At 68.3% G+C, this 25,871-nt stretch carries 20 protein-coding genes and 1 pseudogene; 9 read left to right on the top strand and 12 right to left on the bottom strand.

Annotated elements, in window-relative coordinates; all coding sequences use genetic code 11:
* Window positions 1-15: 15 nt before the first annotated feature.
* The 3 genes and pseudogenes from CSC71_RS12415 to CSC71_RS12405 form a co-directional block, all read right to left on the bottom strand.
* Window positions 16-522, bottom strand: a pseudogene (locus tag CSC71_RS12415) (GDSL-type esterase/lipase family protein); the annotation flags it as partial.
* Between the two features lie 23 nt (window positions 523-545).
* On the bottom strand, window positions 546-1,082 hold the full coding sequence (locus CSC71_RS12410; protein ID WP_162374692.1) for a demethoxyubiquinone hydroxylase family protein: 537 nt from the start codon (window positions 1,080-1,082) through the stop codon (window positions 546-548).
* A 12-nt stretch (window positions 1,083-1,094) separates the two neighbouring features.
* On the bottom strand, window positions 1,095-2,372 hold the full coding sequence (locus CSC71_RS12405; protein WP_162374691.1) for a pyridoxal phosphate-dependent aminotransferase: 1,278 nt from the start codon (window positions 2,370-2,372) through the stop codon (window positions 1,095-1,097).
* A gap of 101 nt (window positions 2,373-2,473) precedes the next feature.
* Between CSC71_RS12405 and rsgA the strand changes: the two genes are divergently transcribed.
* The 4 genes from rsgA to CSC71_RS12385 all read left to right on the top strand — a co-directional run bounded on the left by rsgA (window position 2,474) and on the right by CSC71_RS12385 (window position 8,622).
* The gene (gene rsgA / locus CSC71_RS12400; protein ID WP_162374690.1) at window positions 2,474-3,562 is read left to right on the top strand and encodes a ribosome small subunit-dependent GTPase A; all 1,089 of its coding nucleotides are present in this window, start codon (window positions 2,474-2,476) and stop codon (window positions 3,560-3,562) included.
* Window positions 3,549-4,820, top strand: a complete 1,272-nt coding sequence (locus CSC71_RS12395; RefSeq protein WP_162374689.1) for a flavohemoglobin expression-modulating QEGLA motif protein — start codon at window positions 3,549-3,551, stop codon at window positions 4,818-4,820. The genes rsgA and CSC71_RS12395 overlap by 14 nt, the downstream gene beginning before the upstream one ends.
* 78 nt (window positions 4,821-4,898) lie before the next feature.
* A complete protein-coding gene (locus tag CSC71_RS12390; protein WP_162374688.1) occupies window positions 4,899-6,242 on the top strand; it encodes a dicarboxylate/amino acid:cation symporter in 1,344 nt (447 codons plus the stop codon).
* A 91-nt stretch (window positions 6,243-6,333) separates the two neighbouring features.
* Window positions 6,334-8,622, top strand: coding sequence for an NADP-dependent malic enzyme (locus CSC71_RS12385; protein WP_162374687.1), 2,289 nt, complete (start codon window positions 6,334-6,336; stop codon window positions 8,620-8,622).
* A 171-nt stretch (window positions 8,623-8,793) separates the two neighbouring features.
* Here the strand turns inward: CSC71_RS12385 and CSC71_RS12380 are convergent, their stop codons facing one another.
* The gene (locus tag CSC71_RS12380; protein ID WP_162374686.1) at window positions 8,794-10,146 is read right to left on the bottom strand and encodes a vanadium-dependent haloperoxidase; all 1,353 of its coding nucleotides are present in this window, start codon (window positions 10,144-10,146) and stop codon (window positions 8,794-8,796) included.
* A gap of 152 nt (window positions 10,147-10,298) precedes the next feature.
* Between CSC71_RS12380 and CSC71_RS12375 the strand changes: the two genes are divergently transcribed.
* The gene (locus tag CSC71_RS12375) at window positions 10,299-11,873 is read left to right on the top strand and encodes a winged helix-turn-helix domain-containing tetratricopeptide repeat protein (RefSeq protein WP_162374685.1); all 1,575 of its coding nucleotides are present in this window, start codon (window positions 10,299-10,301) and stop codon (window positions 11,871-11,873) included.
* 48 nt (window positions 11,874-11,921) lie between these two features.
* Here CSC71_RS12375 and CSC71_RS12370 read toward each other — a convergent pair whose 3' ends face one another.
* The 4 genes from CSC71_RS12370 to CSC71_RS12355 are packed head-to-tail and all read right to left on the bottom strand — an operon-like array spanning window position 11,922 to window position 15,162.
* Window positions 11,922-12,320 (bottom strand): STAS domain-containing protein, encoded by a 399-nt coding sequence (locus CSC71_RS12370; protein ID WP_162374684.1) that lies wholly within the window; start codon window positions 12,318-12,320, stop codon window positions 11,922-11,924.
* Window positions 12,321-12,337: 17 nt separating this feature from the next.
* The gene (locus tag CSC71_RS12365; protein WP_162374683.1) at window positions 12,338-12,736 is read right to left on the bottom strand and encodes an STAS domain-containing protein; all 399 of its coding nucleotides are present in this window, start codon (window positions 12,734-12,736) and stop codon (window positions 12,338-12,340) included.
* A complete protein-coding gene (locus CSC71_RS12360; protein ID WP_162374682.1) occupies window positions 12,733-13,167 on the bottom strand; it encodes an ATP-binding protein in 435 nt (144 codons plus the stop codon). The genes CSC71_RS12365 and CSC71_RS12360 overlap by 4 nt, the downstream gene beginning before the upstream one ends.
* Before the next feature lie 6 nt (window positions 13,168-13,173).
* Window positions 13,174-15,162 carry a SpoIIE family protein phosphatase gene (locus tag CSC71_RS12355; RefSeq protein ID WP_162374681.1) on the bottom strand — a complete coding sequence of 663 codons (1,989 nt, stop codon included), beginning with the start codon at window positions 15,160-15,162 and terminating at the stop codon, window positions 13,174-13,176.
* Between the two features lie 249 nt (window positions 15,163-15,411).
* Here CSC71_RS12355 and aceE point away from each other — a divergent pair, with 249 nt between their 5' ends.
* Window positions 15,412-18,102: a pyruvate dehydrogenase (acetyl-transferring), homodimeric type gene (gene aceE / locus CSC71_RS12350; RefSeq protein WP_162374680.1), complete on the top strand. Its 2,691-nt coding sequence runs from the start codon at window positions 15,412-15,414 to the stop codon at window positions 18,100-18,102.
* Between the two features lie 50 nt (window positions 18,103-18,152).
* On the opposite strand, the gene CSC71_RS12345 is transcribed toward aceE, so the two are convergent.
* A complete protein-coding gene (locus CSC71_RS12345) occupies window positions 18,153-19,469 on the bottom strand; it encodes a DNA cytosine methyltransferase (RefSeq protein ID WP_162374679.1) in 1,317 nt (438 codons plus the stop codon).
* A gap of 131 nt (window positions 19,470-19,600) precedes the next feature.
* Here CSC71_RS12345 and CSC71_RS12340 point away from each other — a divergent pair, with 131 nt between their 5' ends.
* Window positions 19,601-20,008, top strand: coding sequence for a very short patch repair endonuclease (locus CSC71_RS12340; RefSeq protein ID WP_162374678.1), 408 nt, complete (start codon window positions 19,601-19,603; stop codon window positions 20,006-20,008).
* 47 nt (window positions 20,009-20,055) lie between these two features.
* Window positions 20,056-21,063 carry a hypothetical protein gene (locus CSC71_RS12335; protein WP_162374677.1) on the top strand — a complete coding sequence of 336 codons (1,008 nt, stop codon included), beginning with the start codon at window positions 20,056-20,058 and terminating at the stop codon, window positions 21,061-21,063.
* A 22-nt stretch (window positions 21,064-21,085) separates the two neighbouring features.
* Here CSC71_RS12335 and CSC71_RS12330 read toward each other — a convergent pair whose 3' ends face one another.
* The gene (locus tag CSC71_RS12330) at window positions 21,086-22,315 is read right to left on the bottom strand and encodes a serine hydrolase domain-containing protein (RefSeq protein WP_162374676.1); all 1,230 of its coding nucleotides are present in this window, start codon (window positions 22,313-22,315) and stop codon (window positions 21,086-21,088) included.
* Between the two features lie 259 nt (window positions 22,316-22,574).
* Between CSC71_RS12330 and CSC71_RS12325 the strand changes: the two genes are divergently transcribed.
* Window positions 22,575-23,705, top strand: coding sequence for an alpha/beta hydrolase (locus tag CSC71_RS12325; RefSeq protein ID WP_162374675.1), 1,131 nt, complete (start codon window positions 22,575-22,577; stop codon window positions 23,703-23,705).
* Between the two features lie 17 nt (window positions 23,706-23,722).
* Here the strand turns inward: CSC71_RS12325 and CSC71_RS12320 are convergent, their stop codons facing one another.
* Both CSC71_RS12320 and CSC71_RS12315 read right to left on the bottom strand, forming a co-directional pair.
* Window positions 23,723-24,829, bottom strand: coding sequence for a DUF1615 domain-containing protein (locus CSC71_RS12320; RefSeq protein WP_162374674.1), 1,107 nt, complete (start codon window positions 24,827-24,829; stop codon window positions 23,723-23,725).
* A gap of 183 nt (window positions 24,830-25,012) precedes the next feature.
* On the bottom strand, window positions 25,013-25,678 hold the full coding sequence (locus CSC71_RS12315; RefSeq protein WP_162374673.1) for an RIO1 family regulatory kinase/ATPase domain-containing protein: 666 nt from the start codon (window positions 25,676-25,678) through the stop codon (window positions 25,013-25,015).
* Window positions 25,679-25,871: the final 193 nt, after the last annotated feature.

Below are 25,871 nucleotides of genomic sequence, written 5' to 3'. Positions count from 1 at the left end.
ACATCACCCCGGTCAGCCGCGCGCGCGGCTGACCGGGGTGATGTCGACGAAGGCGATGCCGGCGGCTGCGCAGATGTCGCGCGCGGCGGCGTTGAAGGCATCGATCTCGGCGCCGATCCGTTCCGCGCCGCGCGCGTCGTCCGCCGCGAACGGGGTGGCGCCCCAGTCGGGGATCGACAGCACGATCACGCGCCCGGCGCGCCCGCCGGCGAAGCCGGTCGCGCGGTCGAGCAGGGCGGCGAACTGCCGCCGGTATTCGTCGAGCGGCCGGCCGCGGTACTGGTTGTTGACGCCGACCAGCAGGCTGACGAGGTCGTATTCGTCGAACGAGGGCTCGGCGTCGTCGATCGCGGCGTCGAGTTCGTCGGTGGTCCAGCCGGTCTGCGCGAGGACGTGCGGGTCGGCGACGGCGACGCCTTCGGCGCGCAGTGCCTTCGCCAGTTGCACCGGCCAGCGGCCGGATGCGTCGACGCCTTCGCCGATGGTGTAGGAGTCGCCGAGGGCGAGGTAGGACAGGCTCACCGCCCGAGCCGAAATAGGGTTCGTCATAGCCGCATGCCCAGCCAGATCACCGTTTCTGTGGATGCAGAAACGAGTGGTGTGATTATCCATGACCAGAAGCCATTGGCCTGCAAATGGGATGCTGACAGGTCGTGGTGCTGTTGCTCCTCGGCAACGATGGCGGAAATGGCGACAACCGCTTCCGGATCGTCTTCGCGGAGGTCGGCGATCTGCCGTTCGAGATGGCGAAGCACGACGCTTTCGACCGCGACGCTTGTTGCCGCAATGGCATTGCGGCCGAAGAGTCCGGTAGCTAGGCCAAGCACATAGCCGCCGAACCCGCACAGCCAGTAACTCCGGCAGCGAGGTTTGTTTCGTCGACGCAGTTCGGTGCCGAAGATGCCGAGGTGTCTCTGCTCATGAGAGCGGAACTCCCGAAGCTCGTTGACGAGGTCCGGGGCAGTGAGCCGGGCCATCAGGATCTGGCCGGAATAAATGTTGATCGCACCGTGTTCGCCGGCGTGGTTGACCTTGATGACGCGATCACCCAGGCCGCCGGTTGCAATGGACGACGTGGCCACGCTATCCAGAGGTTACGCCGCCGACTTCGACTTGGCCTTGATCTGCACCACCTTGGTCGCCGCCTCCGCGCGCCGCGCCAGCACGCGGTCGATGCGGGCGAACACTTCGCGCATCGTCGCCGCTTCCGGCAGCAGGGTGACGCGGAAATGGTTGCGGTACGGCACGTTGAAGCTGGAGCCGGGCACGACCAGCACGCCTTCGCTTTCCATCAGTTCCAGCGCGAAGTCGTGGTCGTCGAAGCCCTTCGCCGCCGCGCCGACCACCGCCGGGAACGCGTACAGCGCGCCGGCCGGGGCGACCAGCTCCAGGTGCTCGCTGGCGGCGCAGGCCTCGATCACCGCGCGCCGGGTTTCGTACAGGCGACCGCCGGGCGAACACAGCGCGCCGATGGTGTCGGGGCCGTTGACCGCGGCCTCGATCGCGTACTGGCCCGGCACGTTGGCGCACAGGCGCAGCGCGCCGAGCAGGTCCATCGCGTGCTGGAACTCGGAGACGGTTTCCTTCGCGCCGGACAGCAGCGCCCAGCCCACGCGCCAGCCGCAGGCGCGGTGCACCTTGCTCAGGCCGCTGAAGGTCAGGCACGGCACGTCGCCGGCGAGCGGGGCGAGCGGCTGGAACCGCGCGCCGTCGTACAGCACCTGGTCGTAGATCTCGTCGACCAGCAGCAGCAGGTTGTGCTTGGCGGCGATCGCGACGATGCGTTCGAGCAGTTCGCGCGGGTAGTTGGCGCCGGTCGGGTTGTTCGGGTTGATCAGCACGATCGCGCGGGTACGCGAGGACACGCGCGCCTCGATCTGCGCCGGGTCGGGCAGGAAGCCGTTGTCGGCGTCGCAGCTGTAGTAGACCGGGCGGCCGTCGTTGAGGATCGTCGCCGCCGACCACAGCGGGTAGTCGGGCGACGGCAGCAGCACCTCGTCGCCGGGGTTCAGCAGCGCGCGCAGCGCCAGGTCGATCAGTTCGCTGACGCCGTTGCCGACGAACACGCGGTCGGCGGTCGCGTCGGGCGCGCCGCGCCGCGCGTAGTAGGCGGCGATCGCCTCGCGCGCCTGCGGCAGGCCCTGCTGGTGGGTGTACGGGTCGGTGCGGTCCATGTCGTCGGCGATCGCGCGCTGCAGGTGCTCGGGCGCGCGGAAGCCGAAGGCGCCGGGATTGCCGATGTTCAGCTTGATCAGCTTGCGGCCCTGCGCCTCGAGCTCGCGGGCTCGCCGGGCCAGTTCGCCGCGGATCTCGTAGCGGACTTCGGACAGGCGCTCGCGGGTGGCGAGCGGTTTGGGCGGCGGCGTGGGCATGGCGGGCCTTGCGGCGGGGCGAAGACGTGGAAATGCCCGGATTCTATAGGAAATCCCGTCGTCGCAAGGTTTTGGTTGCATCGGACATTAGAATCGCGGGCATGCCCCCATTCCCGGTCGCCTCCACCGCCCCCCTGCGCCGCATCGGCTGGCCGTTCGCGGCGCCGGAAGGCAGTCCGGAATGGGAAGCGGTGTCAGCCGCCCATCCCGGTGCCCGGCCGGCGCGGGTGATCGAACAGCACCGTTCGGGTTACGTGGTCGCCGACGCGCCGGACAGCGCGATCCGCGCCGAGTCGCCGCCGGAATGGATGCGCCCGCGCTTCCCGAACCATGAACGCGCCGCGGTCGGCGACTGGGTGCTGCTCGAGGGCAGGAAGATCGTCGCGGTGTTGCCGCGGCGCACGGCGATCAAGCGCGGCGCTGCCGGCGAGCATTACCACCAGCAGGTGATCGCGGCGAACATCGATGCGGTGTTCGTCGTGTCCGGGCTCGACGACGACTTCAATCCGCGCCGCATCGAGCGCTACCTGTTGCTGGTCGGCGGCGGCGGCGCGCAGCCGGTGATCGTGCTGACCAAGGCCGACAAGGGCGATGCCGCCACGGCGCTCGCGGAATTGTCGAAGCTCGGCGCGCCGGTGTTCGCGGTGAACGCGAAGGACCGCGACAGCGTCGCCGTGCTGGATCCATGGCTCGGCGAAGGCAGGAGCGTGGTGCTGGTCGGCTCGTCCGGCGCCGGCAAGTCGACGCTGACCAACACCCTGCTCGGCGCCGAGAAGATGAAGACCGGCGCGGTGCGCGAATCCGATTCGCGCGGCCGCCACACCACCACCCACCGCGCGCTGATCGCGCTGCCTTCCGGCGCCTGCCTGATCGATACGCCGGGCATGCGCGAACTCAAGCCGACCGGCGAGGAGGAAATGGCCGAGGGCGGCTTCGCCGATATCGAGGAACTGGCCACGCAGTGCAGGTTCCGCGACTGCACGCACCGCAGCGAACCCGGCTGCGCGGTGCGCGCGGCGGTCGAGCGCGGCGAGCTCGATGCCGGCCGGCTGGCCAACTACCTGAAGCTGCGCGACGAGATCGCCGGCGCGGCCGACAAGCTGGCAACGCGCCTGGCGCAGAAGCAGGAGGCGAAAGTGCAGGGCAAGGCGCTGCACAAGCGGCTGGACGAGAAGTATGGCAAGCACTGACCCCGGCATCGCCCGCCACGCCGCGCTCGACGCGCGCATGGTCAAGGCCGCGCGTGGGATCAAGCTGCTCGGCCTGGCCAGCTGGCCGGCGAGCGCGCAGCAGGCTTTCCTCGCCGCCTCGCCGGGCGGCGAGCCCCGGCTGCCGCGGATCGAATATCCCCGGCTCGACTTCGCCGACGCCCGCCGCGAGCTGGACGCGGTGGCCGCCGCCGCCGACCCGGCGCATCCGCTCGGCGCCTACATCGCCGAGTCGGCGCGGCAGTGGAACCTGGCCGCGCAGCTGCTCGAGAACCTCGGCACGCCGCGGGCCGGCGCGCTTTCGGTCGCGCTGTTCGGCCGCCCCGACCAGCCGCTGCCGGGCAACGGCCCGAGCACGCGCGAGGCGGCGCGGCACTTCATCCAGATCGCCGGCGAGCTCGACCGCGAACTGCTCGCCCCGGAAGAGCAGGTGCCGGTGTCGGCGACCGCGCTGCAACTGCAGCTGCAGGCCGACCTCGACGACTTCTTCGACGGTCGCGTCATCACGGTCGAACTCGACCCCGACCTGATCGCCAAAGCCGCGGCCAGCGCGACCCGCATCCGCCTGCGCCACGGCGCCGCGTTCGGCGACTACGACCGCCGCCAGCTGTTCCACCACGAGGCGCTGGTGCATTCGCTGACCGCGCTCAACGGCCGCGAACAGGCGAATCTGCCGAGCCTGGCGCTGTCGTCGCCGCGCGCCACCGAAACCCAGGAAGGGCTGGCGACCTTCGCCGAACAGATCACCGGCAGCATCGACATCGCGCGGATGAAGCGGATCAGCCTGCGCATCGAGGCGATCGCGATGGCGCTGGACGGCGCCGACTTCGTGCAGGTGTTCCGCTACTTCCGCGACGCCGGGCAGAACGACGCCGAAAGCTTCGCCTCGGCGCAGCGCGTGTTCCGCGGCGTGCCGGTCGGGGGCGGCGCGGCCTTCACCAAGGACACCGTGTACCTGCGCGGCCTGGTCAACGTGCACACCTTCTTCCGCCAGTGCCTGCAGCAGGACCGGCTGCCGCTGTGCCGCTGGCTGTTCGCCGGCAAGATGACCCTGGGCGACGCGCGCGCGTTCGCGCCGCTGTTCGAATCCGGCGCGCTGGCGCCGCCGCGCTGGCTGCCGCCGTGGGCCGAGCGCGCCAGCGGGCTGGCTGGAATGCTGGCGTTCTCGCTGTTCGCCAACCGCATCCGCATGGACAAGCTGCAGGACGCCGCCGGCGCCGCGCCGGCCGGCGCGGGCTAGGCGCGAAGCCTGCGGCACGGTACAACGGCAGCCTGGCTGCGAAGCGTGCGGCACGCGCCCCATTCCACGGAAATTCCGATGCATCCGACCGACGTCCCGGCCGCCAAACCGCCGTTCTACCGCCACCTGTATTTCCAGGTGCTGGCCGCGATCGTGCTGGGCGCGCTGCTCGGGCATTTCCAGCCCGCGCTCGGCGAGTCGATGAAGCCGCTGGGCGACGCCTTCATCAAGCTGGTGAAGATGATCATCGGCCCGGTGATCTTCCTGACCATCGTCACCGGCATCTCCGGCATGGCCCAGCTGCGCACGGTCGGGCGGGTGTTCGCCAGGGCGATGGCGTATTTCCTGTTCTTCTCGACGCTGGCGCTGGTGGTCGGCCTGCTGGTCGCGCACGCGGTGCAGCCGGGCGCCGGCATGCACGTCGGCGTCGCCGACCTCGACCAGAGCGCGGTCAGCGGTTACGTCAGCAAGTCGCACGAGCTGACCCTGGTCGGCTTCGCGATGGACATCATCCCGAGGACCCTGCTCAGCCCGCTGGTCGGCGACAACATCCTGCAGGTGCTGTTCGTCGCGGTGCTGTTCGGGATCGCGCTGGCGCTGACCGGCGAGCGCGGCCGCCCGGTCGCCGCGTTCCTCAACGCGCTGGTCGCGCCGGTGTTCGGGCTGGTGCACATCCTGATGAAGGCCGCGCCGATCGGCGCGTTCGGCGCGATCGCCTTCACCATCGGCAAGTACGGGCTGGAAGTGCTGGCCAACCTGGCCTGGCTGGTCGGCGCGTTCTACCTGACCTCGCTGCTGTTCGTGCTGGTGGTCCTCGGCGCGGTGGCGCGGTTGTGCGGGTTCTCGGTGCTGAAGCTGATCCGCTACCTGAAGGCCGAACTGCTGCTGGTGCTGGGCACGTCGTCGTCGGAATCGGCGCTGCCGTCGCTGATGGAGAAGATGGAGCAGGCCGGCTGCGCCAAGCCAGTGGTCGGGCTGGTGGTGCCGACCGGCTATTCGTTCAACCTCGACGGCACCAACATCTACATGACCCTGGCCGCGCTGTTCATCGCCCAGGCCACCGACACCCACCTCACTCTCGGCCACCAGATCGCGCTGCTGCTGGTGGCGATGCTCAGTTCGAAGGGCGCGGCCGGCGTCACCGGCGCCGGCTTCATCACCCTGGCGGCGACGCTGGCGGTGGTGCCGGAAGTGCCGGTCGCCGGCATGGCGCTGATCCTCGGCGTCGACCGCTTCATGAGCGAATGCCGCTCGCTGACCAATTTCATCGGAAATGCCGTGGCCACCGTGGTGGTCGCGCGCTGGGAGGGCGCGCTGGACCGCGGCGCGCTGGCGCGGGCACTGGACGGCATGCCGACCGGACTGGTTGCCGCGCCGGACCCGGCCGTGTCCGGAGATCCGCGCAGGTTCGACGCGGATTGAAGGTGCAAAGTCGCCGGATGCGACGCGACGCAGCAACCTTGGCCGGGCGCATCCCGTAGAATCGAACGTCCATCCATTCGAATACCACCCGATGTCCCAGCCGCAGGACGATTTCAAGCAGGCCGCACTCGACTACCACCGCCAGGCGCCCGCCGGCAAGATCAAGGTCGCGCCGACCAAGGCCATGGTCACCCAGCGCGACCTGTCGCTGGCGTATTCGCCGGGCGTGGCCTACGCCTGCGAGGAAATCGCCGCCGACCCGAAAGCCGCCAGCGACTACACCGCGCGCGGCAACCTGGTCGCGGTGGTCAGCAACGGCACCGCGGTGCTCGGCCTCGGCGACATCGGCCCGCTGGCCGGCAAGCCGGTGATGGAAGGCAAGGGCGTGCTGTTCCAGAAGTTCGCCGGCATCGACGTGTTCGACATCGAGATCGCCGAGAAGGACCCGGACAAGCTGGTCGACATCATCGCTTCGCTGGAACCGACCTTCGGCGGCATCAACCTGGAGGACATCAAGGCGCCGGAGTGCTTCATCGTCGAACGCAAGCTGCGCGAACGCTTGAACATCCCGGTGTTCCACGACGACCAGCACGGCACCGCGATCATCGTCGGCGCCGCGGTGCTCAACGCGCTGGAAGTGGTCGGCAAGGACATCGGCAAGGTCAAGCTGGCCACCACCGGCATGGGCGCGGCCGGCGTGTCCTGCGTCAACATGCTGGTGTCGCTGGGCCTGGACCCGGCCAACGTGCTGGCCTACGACCGCGGCGGGGTGATCCACAGCGGCCGCGCCGACCTCGACCCGGAGAAGCGCCGCTACGCCCGCGACACCGACAAGCGCACGCTCGAGGAGATCGTCGATGGCGCCGACATCTTCCTCGGCCTGTCCGCCGGCGGCATCCTCAAGCCGGAGATGGTCGCGAAGATGGCCGACCGGCCGATCATCCTGGCCTTGGCCAACCCGACCCCGGAGATCACCCCGGAAGCGGCGAAGCAGGCGCGGCCCGACGCGATCATCGGCACCGGCCGCTCCGACTACCCGAACCAGATCAACAACGTCCTCTGCTTCCCGTACCTGTTCCGCGGCGCGCTCGACGTGGGCGCCACCGAGATCAACGAGGCGATGAAGATCGCCTGCGTGCGCGCGATCGCCGCGCTGGCCAAGCGCGAATCCTCCGACCTCGGCGCGGCCTATGCCGGCGAGGCGCCGTGCTTCGGCCCCGAATACCTGATCCCGCGCCCGTTCGACCCGCGCCTGCTGGTCGAGCTGTCGGCGGCGGTGGCGCAGGCGGCGATGGATTCGGGCATCGCCACGCGCCCGATCGCCGACATGCGCGCGTACCGCGAGAAGCTCGGCCAGTTCGTCCACCGCACCAGCCTGATGATGAAGCCGGTGTACGAGCAGGCGCGCTCGGACAAGCAGCGCGTGGTCTACGCCGAGGGCGAGGAGGAGAACGTGCTGCGCGGCGTGCAGACCGTGGTCGACGAGGGCCTGGCCTTCCCGATCCTGATCGGCCGCCCGGACGTGATCGAGTCGCGGATCCAGCGCCTGGGCCTGCGCCTGAAGGCGGGCGTGGACTTCGAGCTGACCAACCAGGACGACGACCCGCGCTTCAACGAATACTGGCAGTACTACCACCAGCTGACCGCGCGCCGCGGCGTCACCCCGTCCGGCGCGAAGAACCTGATGCGCTCGCGCACCGCGCTGATCGCCGCGGTGATGGTCGCGCGCGGCGAGGCCGACGCGATGCTCAGCGGCATCGTCGGCCGCTTCCACAAGAAGCTGGGTTACGTGCGCAGCGTGATCCCGCTGGACCGCGGCGTGACCTCGACCTCGGCGATGACCGGGGTGATCAACGACCAGGGCGCGTTCTTCTTCGTCGACACCCACGTGCAGGACGACCCGAGCCCGGAACAGCTGGCCGAGGCGACGCTGCAGGCCTCGTACCGGCTGAAGCTGTTCGGCATCGAGCCGAAGGTGGCGCTGCTGTCGTTCAGCAACTTCGGCAGCCACGACTCGGCCGGCGCGGTGAAGATGCGCAAGGTCCGCGAGATCCTGCTGCAGCGCAAGCCCGACCTCAACGTCGACGGCGAGATGCAGGGCGACACCGCGTGGGACGAGGCGCTGCGGCAGCGGATCATGCCGGACAGCACGCTGAAGGGCCGCGCCAACCTGTTCGTGCTGCCGAACATCGACGCGGCCAACATCGCCTACAACCTGGTGCGGGTGGTGACCGACGGCGTGGCGATCGGCCCGATCCTGATGGGCATCTCCAAGCCGGTGCACATCCTGACCAACAGCGCCACCCCGCGCCGCGTGGTCAACATGACCGCGATCGCCGCGGTGGACGCGCAGATCCGCAAGCAGCAGAAGCAGGGCTGATCGCGCAAGCTTGCGGGGGTGGCGCGGCAGCGGCTTGACCAGCCGCGCCGCTGCCGGGAAGTGCTTCGGCAAGCGGGCCTTTGCCTTCCGGAAAACGAACCGTCGGGTCGCTGTTCGTTCCGATGCCCCGATGCCGGGCCCCGCGTCCCCGCGCGGCCCGGCACGTGCCGGTCAAAGCGGCCGCAGCAGGTGGTCGAACGCGTAGCGCGCGATCTTCTCGCCCTGGTCGACGCCGACGTTGCAGCCGGTGCCGAAGTGGATGCCGGCGTAGACGCGGGCCATCGCCGCTTCGTCGGCCGCTTCCGAGAACGTCTTGTAGCTCTGGGTGACCGGGCCGGCCGGCACGCCCGGCTGGCCGGGGAAGTTGGACGTGGCGGTCCAGCGCAGGTTGTCGGTGCCGAAGAAGTCGCGCAGGATTTCGGTGCCCGCGCCGGCCAGCATCGGCGTGCCGCACGGATAGTCCGGGTACGGCGGGGTGACCAGGTAGGGCGTCCAGGACGGATCCGGCTCGGTGTCCGGATTGCCGTCGTCGAGCCAGCGGATCGCCGTCACCGGTCGCCAGAAGGTGTAGTGGTACTTGCTCTCGAACACCGAGACCGGCACGTCGGCCTGGGCGATCGCCAGCAGCGCGAACAGCCGGGCGTGCTGCCACAGGTCGAGGCCGCGGCCTTCGACGATGCCGCGGGCGGTGGTGGCCCAGTCGGCGCCGGCGCTGCCGTACCAGAAGCGCGCGATCCTGCTCTTGCTGGAATTGGGCGAGGCGGCGCGGATCGGCTTCGAGCCGAACGCCTTCACCTGCGCGTAGTCGACGGTGTAGGTCTTGCTGGTCAGGTTCCGCAGGTCCGAGTCCGGCGCACGGAACATCCCGTGGAAGACGACCGAGTCGCCGATGGTGAACGGCCGGACATTGACCCAGTTGGCGAAGGCGGGAACGCCCGGCGCCGGCATGTCGAGCGTCACCTGATAGGTGCCCGGCGCCGGCGCCTCGATATAGGGCAGGTGCGGAGGATTCGCCGAACCGTCGTTGCTGCGCTCGGCGAGGATCGCGGCAGCGGCCGCCTGGCCCGCGGCGATGCCGTTCTGGCAGGCCATCGAGCCCGGGCAGCCGGACAGGCCGCTGAGCGCGTTGGCGTAGGCGATCTCGACCGCGCCTTGCTGGGCGGCCGGCGCAACGGCGCGCAGGACGTCGTGGGCGGCCGCGGCCACGGCGGCTTCGGGCAGCGCGCCCGCGGCGGCGCCGGGCCCCGGGCTGTATCTGGCGTAGCGCGGGTCGATGGCGTTGAGTGCGTCGTGCACGGCGATCTGCACCATGGCCATGGCGCGCAGTTTCGCCGGCAGGGGCAGGGCGGTAGCCTGGTTGGCAACTGCGTTCCAGTCGGTCACGGCATCGGCGCGGGCCGTGCCGGCGCTGCACAGGGCGACGGCGCAGCCGAAGACGAGCAGGCTGCGGCGCGGCCGCGGCGGGGCAGGCGATGTCCGGCCGGGATCGCGCGTTGCGTTCTGTTTCCGATAGATCGGTTCCATGTCGTCTCCTCCGGTTGGGTCAGGTGCTCCATACGTGCGCCGATTCTTCGGCCGGCGGTCGGCGGCGACATGAAGAACCGGTGAGGATCCGGTGAAGTTTCCGGAGGCGATGGACAATCCTTGCGAGGCTGTTGCAGCGGAGGCGACACGCCGTGCTGTACCGATTCGGCCAATGCAGCGTCGATACCAGCCGGCTCGAGCTGTGGCGGGCGGGGCAACGGGTCGCGCTGGAGCCGCAGGTCCTCGCCGTGCTCATCCACCTCATCGAGAACCGCGACCGCGTCGTGTCGCGCGACGAACTCCTCCGGCACGTCTGGGGCGATCGCATCGTTTCCGACAGTGCGCTGAGCGTCCGGGTCAGGATGGCGCGCGCCGCCGTGGGCGACGACGGCAGCGCGCAGTCGGTCATCAGGACGGTCCAGCGCACCGGCTACCGGTTTGTCGCCGATGTCGAGGCTTCCGGATCCATCGCCCTGGGCCACGACCTGCGCGAGGCGCACGCCGACGCGACGGAAGCCGCGCACCTGCCGCTGCCGAGCGAACCCTCCATCGTCGTGCTGCCGTTCCAGCCGATCGGGGATCCGTCGCAGGCGGGCATCCTCGCGCAGGGGATGACCACCGACGTCACCACCGGTATCGGCCGCTCCGGTGCGCTGTTCGTGATCGCGCGCGGCACGGCGGCGCAGTTCGGGGGCGAGCACGACGTCCACGACATCGGCCGCAAGCTCGGCGTCCGCTACGCCGTGCGGGGTTCCGTGCTGGCGGCCGGCCGGCGGCTGCGGATCAGCGTCGCCCTGACCGAGGTCGAAAGCAGGCGCGAGCTGTGGTCGGAGCGGTACGACGAACAGGTCGACGACGCGATGCAGGTCCAGCAGCGGATCGCCGACCTGCTGGTCGGTTCGCTGCAGGTGGCCGTCGAGCGCGCGGAGCAGAAGCGTTCGCTGCTGCTGCCGTCGGCGAACCTCGATGCGTGGACCGCCTACCATCGCGGCGCGGCCTTCATGTTCCGCTTCCGCCCCGACGAGTGCGCGCACGCCGAGCGCTTCTTCCGCCGTTCCATCGAGCTCGACCCGCTGGCGCCGCGCGCCTATGCCGGGCTGTCGTTCGTGCACTACCAGCGCGTCTACATGGGCATGAGCCACGACCGCGACGAGGACGCCCTGCGCGCGCGCGACCTCGCCCTGCAGGGGGTGGCGGCCGACGCGTTCGACCCGATGGCGCATTGGGCGCTCGGCAGGGCCAGCCTGCTGCGCGGCGAGTTCGAGGCGTCGATCCAGGAACTCAGGAGGGCGACCGCGCTGAATCCGAGTTACGCCGGGGCCCACTACACGCTCGGCTGGGTCTACATGCTGAAGGGGGAGCGGGCGCAGGCGGACGAATGCCTCGAACTGGCGCGCCGGCTGAGCCCCTTCGACCCGCTGATATTCGCGATGCACATCGTCGGTGCGCTCAACTTCGCCCTCGGCGGCAGGACCGGCGAAGGCGCGGCACTGGCGGCGAGCGCGATACTGCACCCGAACGCGCACCTGCATGTGTTTTTCGCGGCGGCGGTCGTCTACGCGCTCGACGGCCAGCGCGAGCGCGCCCGCGCGCTGATGGGCCGGGTGCGCGCGATCGCCCCGGGATACGAACTCGCCGATTTCCTGCGCGTCATGCAGTTCCGCTCGCCGGGCGACCTCGACCAGTTGCGCAGGGCGTTCGCCGACCTGCAGGCGCGTGCCGCCTGACGCGCCGGTTCCGGCGGATGGGCCGGCGGGCCGGGATCCGCCGGCGGCTCAGTCCGGCTCGTGGTCGTCGTGCCTGCCGCGCAGCACGTCGCGCTGGATCGCATCGATGTAGGCGTCGGCCTCGGCGGTGGTGGCGAAGATCTCGTTCGTCGGGATCGCCTTGACCAGGTCCAGCACCTTGCGGATCTGCGTTTGCGGGTGCACCACCAGCACCCGGCCTTCCGGCGCCAGCCGCTTGCGCGCCAGCAGGATCGAACGCACCCCGGCGCTGCTGATGTAGTCGACCCGCGCCATGTCCATCACCAGCACCATCGCCGGCGTCGCGTCGGCCAGCAGCGGCGCCAGGGCCGCGTCCAGCCTGGCGTGGCCGGCGCTGTCCAGGCGGCCGCTCAGCACCACGTAGTGGTTGCCGTTGACCGGTGGGTAGATGTCGATCTCGAAGTCCATTGCGCGGGTCGTCGCCGTCAGTCGTCGAAGCCGTCGTCGTCGTCCTCGCCGCCGAGCACCTTGCGCTGCATCGCGTCGAGGTAGGCGTCGGCCTCCGCCGCCGAAGCGAAGATCTCGTTCATCGGCACCGCCTTGACCACGTCGAACACCTTCTGGATCTGCGCCTGCGGGTTGACCACCAGCACCTTGCCGCCGCGCCCGGCCAGCGCCTTGCGCGCCTTGAAGATCGAACGGATGCCGGCGCTGCTGATGTATTCGAGCCCGGCCAGGTCCAGCACCAGCGACGTCGCGTCGCCGGCCAGCAGCGGCGCGAGCGTCTCGTCCAGCGACTGGTAGGTATGGGTGTCGAGCCGGCCGTCCAGCGCCACGCGGCGGCAGCTGTCGTCGGAAGGCAGGATGCGGATGTCCAGGCTCATGCGGCTTGCTCCGTGGGAATGCGCAGTTTCACGCGCAGCAGGTTGTAGTCGCCGGCGCGTTCGTAGTGCAGCTCCTCGGCGAGCTGCCGGATCAGGTACAGCCCCAGGCCGCCGATCGGCCGGTCCAGGATGTCGGCGTCCAGGTCCGGGTCCGGCGCGCTCAGCGGATCGAACGGCGCGCCGCCGTCGCGGAAATCCAGGCTGAGCAGGTTGCCGTCGATGGCGATGTGGACCGACAGCTCGTGCTGGCCCATGTCGATGCCGTCGGCGCCGCCGTAGTCGATGGCGTTGCTGGCCAGCTCCTCGACGATCAGGCGCACGTCGCCGCGTACCCCGGGGTCGATGTTGTGGCGCTTCAGCACCGCCTCGAGCGAGGTATTGAGGTCTTCGACCCGGGCGTGCTCGCCCGGCACGATCAGCCGTATCAGCATGGCGCATTAACCCCCGTCGTTGTCGTTGCCCGCCGTGCCGGCCCGCAGGCGGATCGCCAGCACGGTGATGTCGTCGGACTGCGGCGCGTCGGCGGCGAAGGCATGGACTTCGGCGATCAGGCGCGCGCAGTTGTCGCGCGCACTATAGCCCGGTCGCAGCGCCGCCTGCAGGCGTTCCTCGCCGAATGCGCGGTTGGCGGCGTCGAAGGCCTCGCTGACGCCGTCGGTCCAGGCGACCAGGCTGTCGCCGGGCCGCAGCCGGCATTGCGCCGGCGGGAACGCATCGCTGGCGTCCACGCCCAGCGGCGGCCCGCCTTCGAGTCCGGGCCGTTCGATGCGGCCGTCGGCGCGCAGCAGCAGCGGCGGGTCGTGGCCGGCGTTGGCCAGCATGCAGTCGCCGCTGCGCACGTCGATGCGCCCGCACAGCACGGTGGCGAACATGCAGGCGTCGTTGCCTTCGACCAGCCGCCGCGACGCCTCGGCCAGTACCGCGCTCGGCGAAGCCGAGGTGCGCACCGCCACTTCCAGCACGGTCGCGGTGCGGGCCATGAACAGCGCCGCCGGCACGCCCTTGTCGGACACGTCGCCGATCGCGAACCACAGTTCGTCGCCGCGTTCGAAGAAGCCATAGAAATCGCCGCCCACCGCCTTGGCCGGCTCCAGCGTCGCGTGCGCCTCCAGCCGCATCGCGCCGCGCGCCAGGGTCTTCGGCGGCGCCAGCATCGACAGCTGGATGTCGTGGGCGATCGCCAGTTCGCTTTCCAGTTTCTGCTGCGCCGCGCCCATCTCGCGGATCTCCACCAGCTGGCGCTGGATCGAGGTGCGCGCGTGGTCGAGGGTGCGCGCCAGATGGCCGACTTCGTCGTTGCGGGCGCCGTGCGGCACCGGCCATTGGTAATCGCCCTTGCCCAGGTGGACGGCCGATTCGGCCAGGTCCTCGACCGGCCGGCTGATCCGGCGCGCCAGCCGCAGCACCGCCAGCGCGCACAGCAGCGCGGCGATCGCGCCGCCGGCGAGCACCAGCGTCAGTACCTGCCTCAGGTGGCCGAGGATCTGCGCATAGCTTTCCGACAGCAACAGGCTGCCGCCGCTGTCGCCGATCGGTTCGACCGCGGTGAACCAGCGCACGCCGTTGCGCGGGTCGGTATGCAGGTAGGCGGTCGGCCGGCGCGCGCGCACGGCGGCGGCGGCGGCGGCCAGGTCGCTGCGGCCCATCCCGTCGACGTAGTCGGCGAAGCTGTAATGCAGGGCCACGTCGGGCTCGGGATGGATGGCGACCAGGCCGCCGGGCGCCACCACCGACGCCAGGCGGCCCGGTCCCCGGGTCAGGTCGCCGATCTGCGCCTGGATGCCGTCGAGCAGGATGTCCATGCTGACCATGCCGCGGGCCACGTCGCCGGATCCGGCGACGCGCACCGGCAGGTTGTAGGTGATGGTCCAGACGCGGCCGGCGGCTTCGTTGAAGTACGGCTCCGACCACCAGCCCTGCGTCGAAGCCAGCGTGCGCCGGTACCAGCTCTGGGATTTGTACGGATAGCCGCTGGCGAGGAAGTCGGTGTCCTTGCCGTTGCCGCCGATGCGGCGCACGTAACGCGGTTCGCCCGGGCGGACCGGTTCCAGCGCCAGCATCGCCCCGGTCGCCCCGGGCGTGGCCCGGACCATCGCCCGCAGCATGGCGGTCAGCTGCTCCGGCGTCAGTTCGGCGTCGGTAACCGCGCCGGAAACGCCGGCGCAGGTCACCGCGACCGTGCGCAGGGTGTCGTCCACGCGCTTGGCGGCGGCCCGCGCCTCGTTGCGGATCCCGGTGGTGGCGTCCTGCAGGACCAGATGCCGCGCGAAACCCGCCGCCACCGCGGTGACCAGCAGCAGCAGCACCAGGGTGATGGCGCCGGTCCACAATGCGATGCGCGTGTGCAGGCTGTCGCGCCAGTGCACCACGCCGGATTCCGGCGCCGCGCCGCTGGCACCGGACCTCCTTGGTGTGCCCCCCGTCATTCCGTGATCTCACATTTGTCCCGCGCCGATCATAGGCCCAAAACAACGGTCCGTACCGTGACGGCCGACGCACGGACAAGACCGGCGAAAGACCAATGCGGCTGCGCCGACGGCGCATGGCGCGGTGCTCCATACACTCAAGTAGGGGTTCGGGCGGACGCCGCCGTGCGCTAAACTCCCGAATTCGCCAATGAACAACGACAGCCGCCGGCGGCGGGCCGGGCGGCGCCCTACGAATCGGGAGTGGTAATGAACTGGTTGACCGAAATGTTGCAGAACGACCCGAACCCCGCGGAGACCCGCGAGTGGATCGAGTCGATCAAGGCGGTGATCGACACCGACGGCCCGCAGCGCGCGCACCAGCTGCTGGAAGGCATGGTCGAGGTGACCCGCCGCGCCGGCGCCTTCCTGCCGTTCTCGCCGACCACCGAATACGTCAACACCATCCCGGCGCACCTCGAGGCGAAGAGCCCCGGCAACGCCGAGCTGGAGTGGCGCCTGCGTTCGATCATCCGCTGGAACGCGATGGCCACCGTGGTCCGCACCAACCGCAAGCCCGGCGACCTCGGCGGCCACATCGCCTCGTTCGCCTCGGCGGCGACGCTCTACGACGTCGGCTTCAACCACTTCTGGCGCGCGCCGTCCGAGAACCACCCGGGCGACCTGCTCTACATCCAGGGCCACAGCTCGCCGGGCATCTACGCGCGCGCCTTCCTCGAGGGCCGCATCAGCGAGAGCCAGCTCGACAACTTCCGCATGGAAGTCGACGGCAAGGGCATCTCCTCGTACCCGCACCCGTGGTTGATGCCGGAGTTCTGGCAGACCCCGACCGTGTCGATGGGCCTGGGCCCGCTGAGCGCGATCTACCAGGCGCAGTTCATGAAGTACCTGGAGCACCGCGGCCTGATCGAGAAGTCCGACCGCAAGGTCTGGTGCTTCCTCGGCGACGGCGAGACCGACGAGCCGGAAAGCCTGGGCGCGATCGCGCTGGCCGGGCGCGAGGGCCTCGACAACCTGATCTTCGTGGTCAACTGCAACCTGCAGCGCCTCGACGGCCCGGTGCGCGGCAACGGCAAGATCATCCAGGAACTGGAAGGCGTGTTCCGCGGCGGCGGCTGGAACGTGATCAAGCTGCTGTGGGGCTCGTACTGGGATCCGCTCCTCGCACGCGACACCAACGGCGTGCTGAGGAAGCTGATGATGGAGACCGTCGACGGCGAGTACCAGAACTGCAAGGCGTTCGGCGGCGCGTACACGCGCGCGAACTTCTTCGGCAAGTATCCCGAGACCGCGGCGATGGTCGCCAACCTGAGCGACGACGACATCTGGCGCCTCAACCGCGGCGGCCACGACCCGCACAAGGTCTACGCGGCCTACCACGCGGCGGTCAACACCCGCGGCATGCCGACGGTGATCCTGGCCAAGACCGTGAAGGGCTACGGCATGGGTTCGTCGGGCGAATCGCTGAACCCCACGCACCAGACCAAGAAGCTGGACGACGACGCGGTGCGCACGTTCCGCGACCGCTTCAACATCCCGATCAGCGACAAGCAGCTGGAAGAGGCCGAGCAGATCCCGTTCTACCACCCGGGCGAGGACTCGCCGGAAATCCAGTACCTGAAGGAGCGCCGCGCCGCGCTCGGCGGCTACCTGCCGCAGCGCCGCCGCAAGGCGTCGAAGTCGTTCGCGGTGCCGGCGCTGTCGGCCTACGAGCGCCTGCTCAAGGACAGCGGCGAACGCACCTACAGCACCACCATGGCCTTCGTGCAGTCGCTGAACATCGCCCTGCGCGACAAGGAGGTCGGCCCGCGCATCGTGCCGATCGTCGCCGACGAGGCGCGCACCTTCGGCATGGAGGGCATGTTCCGCCAGATCGGCATCTACGCGCCGTTCGGGCAGAAGTACAAGCCGGTCGACGCCGACCAGCTGATGTACTACCGCGAGGACCAGAGCGGCCAGGTGCTGCAGCAGGGCATCAGCGAGCCGGGCGCGATCGCGTCGTGGCTGGCCGCCGGCACCAGCTACTCGGTCAGCGACGTGCCGATGCTGCCGTTCTACATCTACTACTCGATGTTCGGCTTCCAGCGCGTCGGCGACATCGCCTGGCAGGCGGCGGACATGCGCACCCGCGGCTTCCTGCTCGGCGGCACCGCCGGCCGCACCACGCTCAACGGCGAGGGCCTGCAGCACGAGGACGGCTTCAGCCAGGTCGTCGCCGGCGGCATCCCCAACGTGCGCAGCTACGACCCGACCTTCGGCTACGAGGTCACCGTGATCATGCAGCACGGCATGAAGGCGATGCTGGAGGACCAGGTCGACGAGTACTACTACATCACCCTGATGAACGAGAACTACACCCATCCGGCGATGCCGGCGGGTGCGGAGGCCGGCATCATCAAGGGCATGTACCTGCTGAAGGACGCCGGCAAGCCGAAGAAGGGCGAGCTGCGCGTGCAGCTGCTCGGCAGCGGCACGATCCTGCGCGAAGCCATCGCCGCGGCGGAACTGCTGGACAAGGACTTCGGCGTTACCGCCGACATCTGGTCCTGCCCCAGCTTCAACGAACTGCGCCGCGACGGCTTCGACGCCGAGCGCTGGAACCGCCTGCATCCGGAAGACAAGCCGCGCAAGGCCTACGTCACCGAGTGCCTGGAAGGCCGCCAGGGCCCGGCCATCGCCGCCACCGACTACGTGCGCGCCTTCGCCGACCAGATCCGCGCGTTCGTGCCGGGCCACTACACGGTGCTGGGCACCGACGGCTTCGGCCGTTCGGACACGCGCGCCAACCTGCGCCGCTTCTTCGAGGTCGACCGCTACTACATCGCCCACGCCGCCATCGCCGCGCTGGCGAAGGAAGGCAAGATGACCGGCAAGGACGTCGCCCGCGCGATCAAGCAGTACAAGATCGACCCGGAGAAGGCCAACCCGATCGGGGTTTGATCTTCGGATTGGGTAGGAAACAAAAAAGCGGCCGAAAGGCCGCTTTTCCGTTAGAGAGTCAGCGCCGTTTGTGCGGAATCGATTTCGTGTTGTTTTCGCTTCTTGGTTCCACTCTTGCGATCTCGTTGCGCGATAGGGTTGGGTATTCCCCAATAAGCAGCCGCTTCCGCGATGCTCATCCGTAGCAAGGCGATGTCGCCCAGGGCGACTTCCTTGGTCGGACGCTTGGGCTTTGTGCCCATCGCTTTCATCACTTGCATGGCGACGGCGCGTGCCAAAGGTGGGGGCACGGCATTGCCAATCTGGCGCGCGCCATGCCATTTCGTTTCGTTGAAGCGAAACCAATCCGGAAATCCGTGCAGACGGGCCATTTCGCGGACTGTGATGCAGCGATTCCATTTGTAGTGGATGGGCCGCGGGCTGGTGAAAGCGCCGCGGGCCGAATCGGTTCCTGCTCGTAGCGTGTTGGATACGCCGTCCGGGGCGAGCTTGAAGAACCGCGAGATGGGTTCGACTTTGCCCGGTTCGGTGGCTGCGAAGCGACGCCGGGAAATCTCGGTGTGCTCCGAACGCATGCTCGACGTCAGCAGGTTGGGGTCCCATTTCCGCTTGTAGCCGTACGCCCAGCCTTCTGGTACATCGCATCGCATGAGCTTCGCGTATGCACTAGCTTTGGTGGATTTCTTGACCCGGACTTCATCGGTGAAGTTCAGTTGTTTGAAACGCTCGGCATCGGGCAGGTCGTCCAAGGCATCGGAACAGGTCGGCGCGCTCGGTAGGGTGCCGGTCGTACTAGGCTTTGATGTGATCGGGGCCGGGTACTCGGGAAGCTTCAGGCCCTTCTTAGCTCCAAGCAGGAACAAGCGCTGCCGATCCTGCGGAACGCCGTATTGGTAGGCGTTGAGTACTTTCCAGCTTTCGACGACGTCGTAACCGGCTTTCCCGAATTCCTCGATGATCTCGTCCAAGAATTTGCGGTGCTTGCCGACCGTCAGGCCCTTGACGTTCTCGAAGACGAAGTAACTCGCGCCCAACTCGCGAACGATCCGAACGAAGTCCTTGACCAAAGAGTTGCGGGGGTCGTCGAGGGCGCGCTGACCGATCAAGGAGAAGCCTTGGCACGGGGCGCCGCCGAACACTACGTCGACCTTTTGTGAGCCGATGCCGGCCGCAGCCCGGATCTTGGCGCCCGTGAGTTCGGTTACCGAGCGCGGAATCACGGCGCAGTCCGGAAAGTTGTACTCGTGGGTTGCGGCATGGACGGGGTCGATTTCAACCGCCGCCACTACATCGAAGCCGGCTTGTTCGAAGCCCAAGCTAAGCCCGCCCGCTCCGGCAAAGAGGTCGATCCCGATGGGTCTGATCATGGGAGTGAGTATAGTGGGTGGCGACAGGAAAAGCGATCGGTAAAGATCCGTTTTTCTACGGTTCCGTCCTGGAACGTTGGGTATCATCGTTGCGACGGATCTCAAATCCGGAGAATGGGAGGCCGTAGGTTGTGGACAGGCTCAGTCCGGAACACAGAAGCTGGCTTATGTCCCGGATCAAAGGGGCGAACACCAAGCCGGAAATCGCGGTCCGGTCGTTATTGCATCGGATGGGTTACAGATTCCGTCTGCACGGCAAGGGCTTGCCCGGCACACCCGATATCGTGCTCTCGAGACGGGAAGCGGTGGTTTTCGTACACGGATGTTTCTGGCATGGCCATGTATGTAAGCGGACCAAGATGCCGAAATCCAGGAAGGCGTATTGGGCGGGGAAAATCGAAGGCAATCGGCGTCGAGACGCTCGAAAGCAAAGGCAACTGAAAGCACTGGGATGGAAGGTTGTGATAGTTTGGGAGTGTGAGTTGAAACGGCCGGGGAGGCTTGCAATGCGCCTTGATCGGGCATTGAGGGACGGCTAGTCCATTTCGGGGTGACGGAATCTTTTTTCGGGGCTCCAGCAAATATTATGGCAACAAAAAAGAATTCCAAAAAAGCAAACTCCCCTCCGGGGAAAGATGGCGATGCTTCGCAAAAGAAGCGGGTTATACGATCCCTTTTCGCGCTTCGGTTGCAGGCGCAGAAAAGCGGTTCGCCATTGTCTTGGGTTGTATCTCTGGATGATGTTCAATCAGCGATTGAGCGGGCGAATAGGCGCCGGAAAGAAGGGGTCAAAGCCCTAAGTACTAAAAATCCAGCTAATTTTTTCAAGGACATTGTGCGCCGCGAGCAATCTTATCGTGCGGCATGGCCTTGGAGCGCGCTTAAGCGGAATTTCATTGGGTTACAGGCGAAAGGGGGCAAGGCACAGAAGGGCACTCCAAAGGGTGCAAGCCCTTGTTTTGAGTTTCTTCAAGTCAATTCGAGCGATCCGATTGGAGAGCTTTATCAGCAAATCCCTTCTTATCAAAGGCCCGACCCAACAGGTTCTGCCCGGATTTTTGAAATTCAGACCTTGGAGCTTCCGCCTGAAGTGCGGCGACTTCAGCGAGAGGATGAGACATTTCTATTGCAGCTGATTGTGCGGCTTCGGGTAATCGAAACACACCTTGGAATCGTTTCTAAGATGGGCATGGAAAGCCTGACGCATCTGCAAATGGGGCTCAAGCTACGTGGGGCGGAAATCGATTCTCTATTTCTCGGAGGGTTGAGCGGAGAAAGCTTAGGTGAACAAAACCAGTTGGCTAAGCGCAAGGTTCTTGTGGCGCTTGAGGCCAAAGGAAGGTCGGACGATATCCTCAAAAGTCAGATCGAGGACCAAGTTGAAGCGTTATTTAGCATCGATGCCTTTAAAAGTGATGTTGACCTTATCGTGCCAATGGCGGCTAAATTAGTGGCGCCAAGTCGTATGTACATAGTCGAATTCGCGCCTATCGAGCGAAATAAGATTCCCGCAAAAAAGCCAAGCTTAGGCAGATTGGAACTGGCTTCTGAAGCGTTCTACGACTTTGTGCCATCGATTGGCAGCCTGCATTGAGGTCGAGCAATGATTGGCGTAATTACTTGCCTTGTGCCAACTTCTCCTCGATCGCACTGAACGCCGAGCGATTGCCCGGGGCGGCGTTGCCCATGCCGGTGGCGAAATACACCACGCCGGTGCCGGTCTTGCGGTCGACCCACAGGCCGGCGAGCAGGCCGTAGGCGTTGCCGCTGTGGCCGATGCGTTGCACGCCGTCGCCGAACGGGTCGTCGCCGCAGTCGGGCAGGCCGGTAGCCAGCGTGTGCACGGCCAGGCCGTAGCGGCAGGTGAAGCCGCCCTTGGTGCGGATCGGGTCGTCTTCCTCCAGCGTCAGGCCGTTGCCGTCCCGGTAACTCCATTCCGGCCCGATCATCGTGCGCACCGACTTGCGCGACAGCAGGCGCACGCCGTCCACCTTGCCTTCGCCCAGCAGCAGGCGACCGATCTTCGACAGGTCGTTCGCCGAGATGCGCAGGCCGCCCTGCGGGCCGAACACGTTGGAGCTGGTGCCGGCGCGCCACTTCGACAGGTCGCAGCTGCCGTCGCTGGCCTTGGTGATGCCGCAGGCCGGCTTGCGGCCCTGGTTGTCGTCGACCACCGGCTTGCCGTCCTCGTACAGCACCGCGGCGCGCGCGGCGGTGGCTTCGTCGCAACTGGGCCAGCCGTAGCAGGCGTGCAGGCCCAGCGGCTTCAGCACCAGCCGCTGCATCAGCAGGTCGAAGCGTTCGCCGGTGGCGCGCTCCATCACCCCGGCGACGATCGGGAAACCGATGTTGGCGTAGCGCCAGTACGTGCCCGGCGCGTGTTCCTTGTCCCACGCGCGCGGGTCGTCGAGCAGCGTCTTGAACTCGCCGTCGAACGGCACCTGCCAGTAGCCGGCGGCATCGGTCAGGCTGGCGCGGTGCGACAGCAGCAGGCGCAGCGTGACCGGCACGTCGGGGAAGTTCGGATTGCGCACCCGGTAGCCGAGCGTGTCGGACACGTCGGCGTCGAGGTCCAGCTTGCCCGCCTCGACCAGCCGCATCACCCCGATCGACACCACCAGCTTCGAGATCGATGCGATCCGCACCGGGTCGTCGGCGCTGATCGCGCGGCCGGTTGCGGGGTCGGCGAGCCCGCTGACTGTAGTGCCGGTGACGCCGTTGCGGTCGAAGGTCACGCGCACGGTCGCGACCGGTTCGCCCTGGGCGGCGGCCGGGTTGGCGAAAGCCGCCGACGCCAGCGCCGGCAGCACGAGTAGGCAGGACAGACGCAGCAGGAACGTGTTCATGCCCCGAGTCTAGCAACGCGTTGCCGCGCTCAGTAGTGCCAGGCCGCCATGTCGGTGCCGGCCGGCGCCTGTCGGCGCGGCTGCGCGTCGTTCGGGTCGAACCGCTCCTTGCCGCGCGGGTCCCGGCAGTGCGGCGCCATCGGCGGGCAGGCGACGCCGCCACTGCGCGGTCTGCGAACGGGGCGCGTGGTCCGGACTTCCTTGGCCGCGCCTGTCCGGGCATGCTGCGCGGACTTTTCAGATCGCGAGGTCCATTCCGATGCGCCGATATCCGTTGCGCGAATTCTCGTTCGGTATGCTGCTCGCCATCGCCCTGGCCGCCTGCGCGTCGCATCCGGCGGCGGCGCCGCCGGCGCGTGTCGCAACGCCGGGCGCGGTCACCGGCAGGCTTGAAGGCGCGGCGTACCGCATCGAGATTCCGGAAGCCTGGAACGGCGACCTGATCATGTACCTGCACGGCTACGATGCGAAGGGCGATCCGCCGCCCGAAGAGATCGGGCCGAACGATTTCACCGGCCGCCTGCTGGCCAAAGGTTACGCGGTGGCGCAGAGCGGCTATTCCAGCCAGGGCTGGGCCGTGGCCGAGGCGCTGGTCGACAACGAACGCCTGCGCCGACACGTGGTCGCGCTGTACGGCCAGCCGCGCCACACCCTGATGATCGGCCACTCGATGGGCGGGCATCTGGTGCTGGCGACGCTGGAACGCCATCCCGATGCCTACGACGGCGCGCTGGACCTGTGCGGCGCCAACATGCCGGCCGCGGAATTGTTCGCCGACGGCGTGATCGCGCCGCTGATCGCGTTCGACTATTTCTATCCCGGCGCGCTGGGACTGGCGCCGGGCGGCCTGGCCGATCCCGCTTCGCCAGCGCAGCAGGACACCGCCGCGCTGGAAATGGCGTTGCGCGGCAACGAAGCCCATGCCGACGCGCTGGCGCGGCGCTTCCGGATTCCGCGTCCGGATCTGGCCGGCGCGTTGATGTTCCGCTACCTGATCCTGCGCGAAATGATGCAACGCGCAGGCGGATCGCCGGTGGACAACCACGACACCCGCTACGCGGGCTTCGGCGACGATGCCGCCTTCAACGCCGGCGTGCGCCGCTACACCGGCGATCCGGCGGCGCTGGCCTATGTCCGCGACAACGCGCCCCTGGCCGGCACCACGCGCAAGCCGGTGGTGATGCTGTCGAATCGCATCGATCCGCTGGCGACGCCGTTGATTTCGTCGCGCTACGCCGCGCTGGCGGCCGCGGCCGGCAACAGCGCGCACATCCTGGTGCTGCCGTCGGTGGGCGAAGGCCATTGCGCGTTCGCCCCCGAAGCCGTGGGCCGGGCTTTCGATACGCTCGCGGCCTGGGTGAACAGCGGCCGGCGTCCGCCAGCGCCTTGATGCCGGATCGCGCGGCGTCAGCGCCGCATGCAGCGTTGCCAGCGCGTGTCGACGCGATTGGCGAACCACGCGGTGGTCAGGTTGCGGGTGATCTTCGGGCTTTCCAGCTTGATGCCCGGCAGCACCGCGCGCGGCAGCGGCTTGCCGGCGGCGCGCTCGGCCAGTTCGAACATCTGCCGGTACAGGCCGGTTTCCTCGAACGCCGGCGCATCGGCTTTCTCCAGCGCGCGGCGGATCGCGCGCGCATCCATGCCCAGGCGCCCGCCGAGCGCACGCACCGCGCGTTCGGTCGCGCCGGGGTGTCCGAGGTCGGCGCCGGGCACCAGCAGGTCGCCGTCGAGTGCCAGCCCGATGCCGGTGGCGCGGCTCACCGCCGCCTGGAAGGCCGCGTTGCGGCTGGCGTACCAGCCGGCGTTGAAGTCGGCGAAGCGGTACAGCGGCGACGGATAGTTCGCCGGGTAGCCGAGCAGGTGCATCGTGCCGAAATACAGGCCGCCGCGGCGGGTGAACACCTCGTGGCGGATCGAGCCGTCGACCGGATACGGATAGCGGTCCGCGCGCGCTTCGGCGAAAGCGATGCCGACCTGCATCGGCCCGCCGGTACGCACCGGGTTCAGCCCGCCGAACAGGCGCTGGCCCAGCGGCACGCTGCCGAGGAAGTCCTCGAAGATCCCGCTGAGTTCCTTCTCGGTGCGCACCGCGTCGATGCGCTCGCCGTAGCGCTTCCCGTTCGGCGACTTCAGCAGCAGCGCCGCGTCGACGGCGAAGCCGGGGATGTGGTGCGCGGCGGCGCGGCGGCGGATTTCCTCGCGCGAGACCTTGCCCAGGTTCGGCACCGGCGGATTGGCCTGGAAGGTCGATTCCTGTTCGGTCACCGCCAGCACCGCGCAGATGTTCTCGCTGCTGGCCGCGAGGTCCTGCGAACTCAGGGCCACGTAGACGTCGTTCGCCCAGCCCCTGCGGTCGGCGACACCGGCCGGCAGCTTGCGCAGGATTTCCGCCTTCGCCTGATCGGGCGTGCGCTCCGGTGCGCGCGGTTGCGTCGCGCAGGCGGCGAGCAGCGCGGCGGCGAGGAAGGCGGAGGAGCGGAAAGGGCGGAAGGGCGAGGCGGGATGGTCGGCCATGCCATATCAATACCCGTGCCGCGCCACCGGCAACAAGCGGTGGCGATGCGGCGCGTAACCCGTCGTTCAACTGCGCGCGGCGCCGCGGACCCCGCGAGCCGGGGTCGAACGCCCCCCCCGGATTGGCTGCGCCATCCGGCGTCGAAGGCAAGGGGCGGGCCGGGGCCGACCGGCCGGGCGGGGTCAGGCGCGGATCGTCTTCGAACCGCGGTAGGCGCGCTTCCAGCCGTTGCGGATGCCGCGCACCCAGCGCGGTTCGGCGACGCGCGCGATCTGTTCCGGCGTCGGCGCGATGCCGGCGACGCGCTGGCGCAGCTTCAGCAGGTTCTTCCAGTCGCTGCGGCGCAGCTGCTTGGACAGGAAGCTGTGGCGCAACCAGGCGGGCGTGCGCCAGGCCGAGGTGAAATCGATCAGCACCGGCACGCCGGCGCTGACCACCACGTTGGTGCCGTGCAGGTCGTTGTGGGTGATGCCTTCCGAATGCAGCTTGCGCAGCGCGGCCTGCAACTGGTCGAACACTTCGCGGCCGACCTGGCCGGCGCTCTCGCTGAGGGTCTCGCCGGGGATGAATTCCATGCCCAGCGCCAGCGCACCCATGCCGACCAGCGCCGGCGCGTGGCGCCAGCCGCTGAGGCGGCGCAGGATGCCGGCCTCGTGCCGCACCAGCAGGCGCGCGGCCAGCGACAGCGGGGTGCCGCGATAGCGGCGGTAGTCCTTGACCACCACCGGGCGGCCGCCCTTGTCGGCGACGTAGACGTCGGGCTCGAGCACGCGCTCGCCGCGCTTGAGCAGGCGGGCGCCGGCAGGCAGGTCGGAACGGCGGTGCAGGGGTAGGTTGGGAACGTCCATTGTCTTGCCAGAGTCGTCGCTCGCCGGGTGATGGCGGTCGCGTTAATTGCAGTACTGTGTAGTTGAGCAATTAATGTTAACGAGATTCTGACATTTTGCGGACACGAAAGCCTGCCAACGTGCAGGGAAACACTGTCCTGCCGCCGCGGACAATCGGAATTCCCGGAAGAATTCCCTTTGGAATCAATGGAAT

It is taken from the genome of Pseudoxanthomonas sangjuensis, from assembly GCF_010211755.1.
GTDB classification, from domain to species: domain Bacteria; phylum Pseudomonadota; class Gammaproteobacteria; order Xanthomonadales; family Xanthomonadaceae; genus Pseudoxanthomonas_A; species Pseudoxanthomonas_A sangjuensis.
The sequence above is the reverse complement of the archived record's forward strand: the minus strand, read 5'-3'. Positions and strand labels throughout refer to the sequence as shown.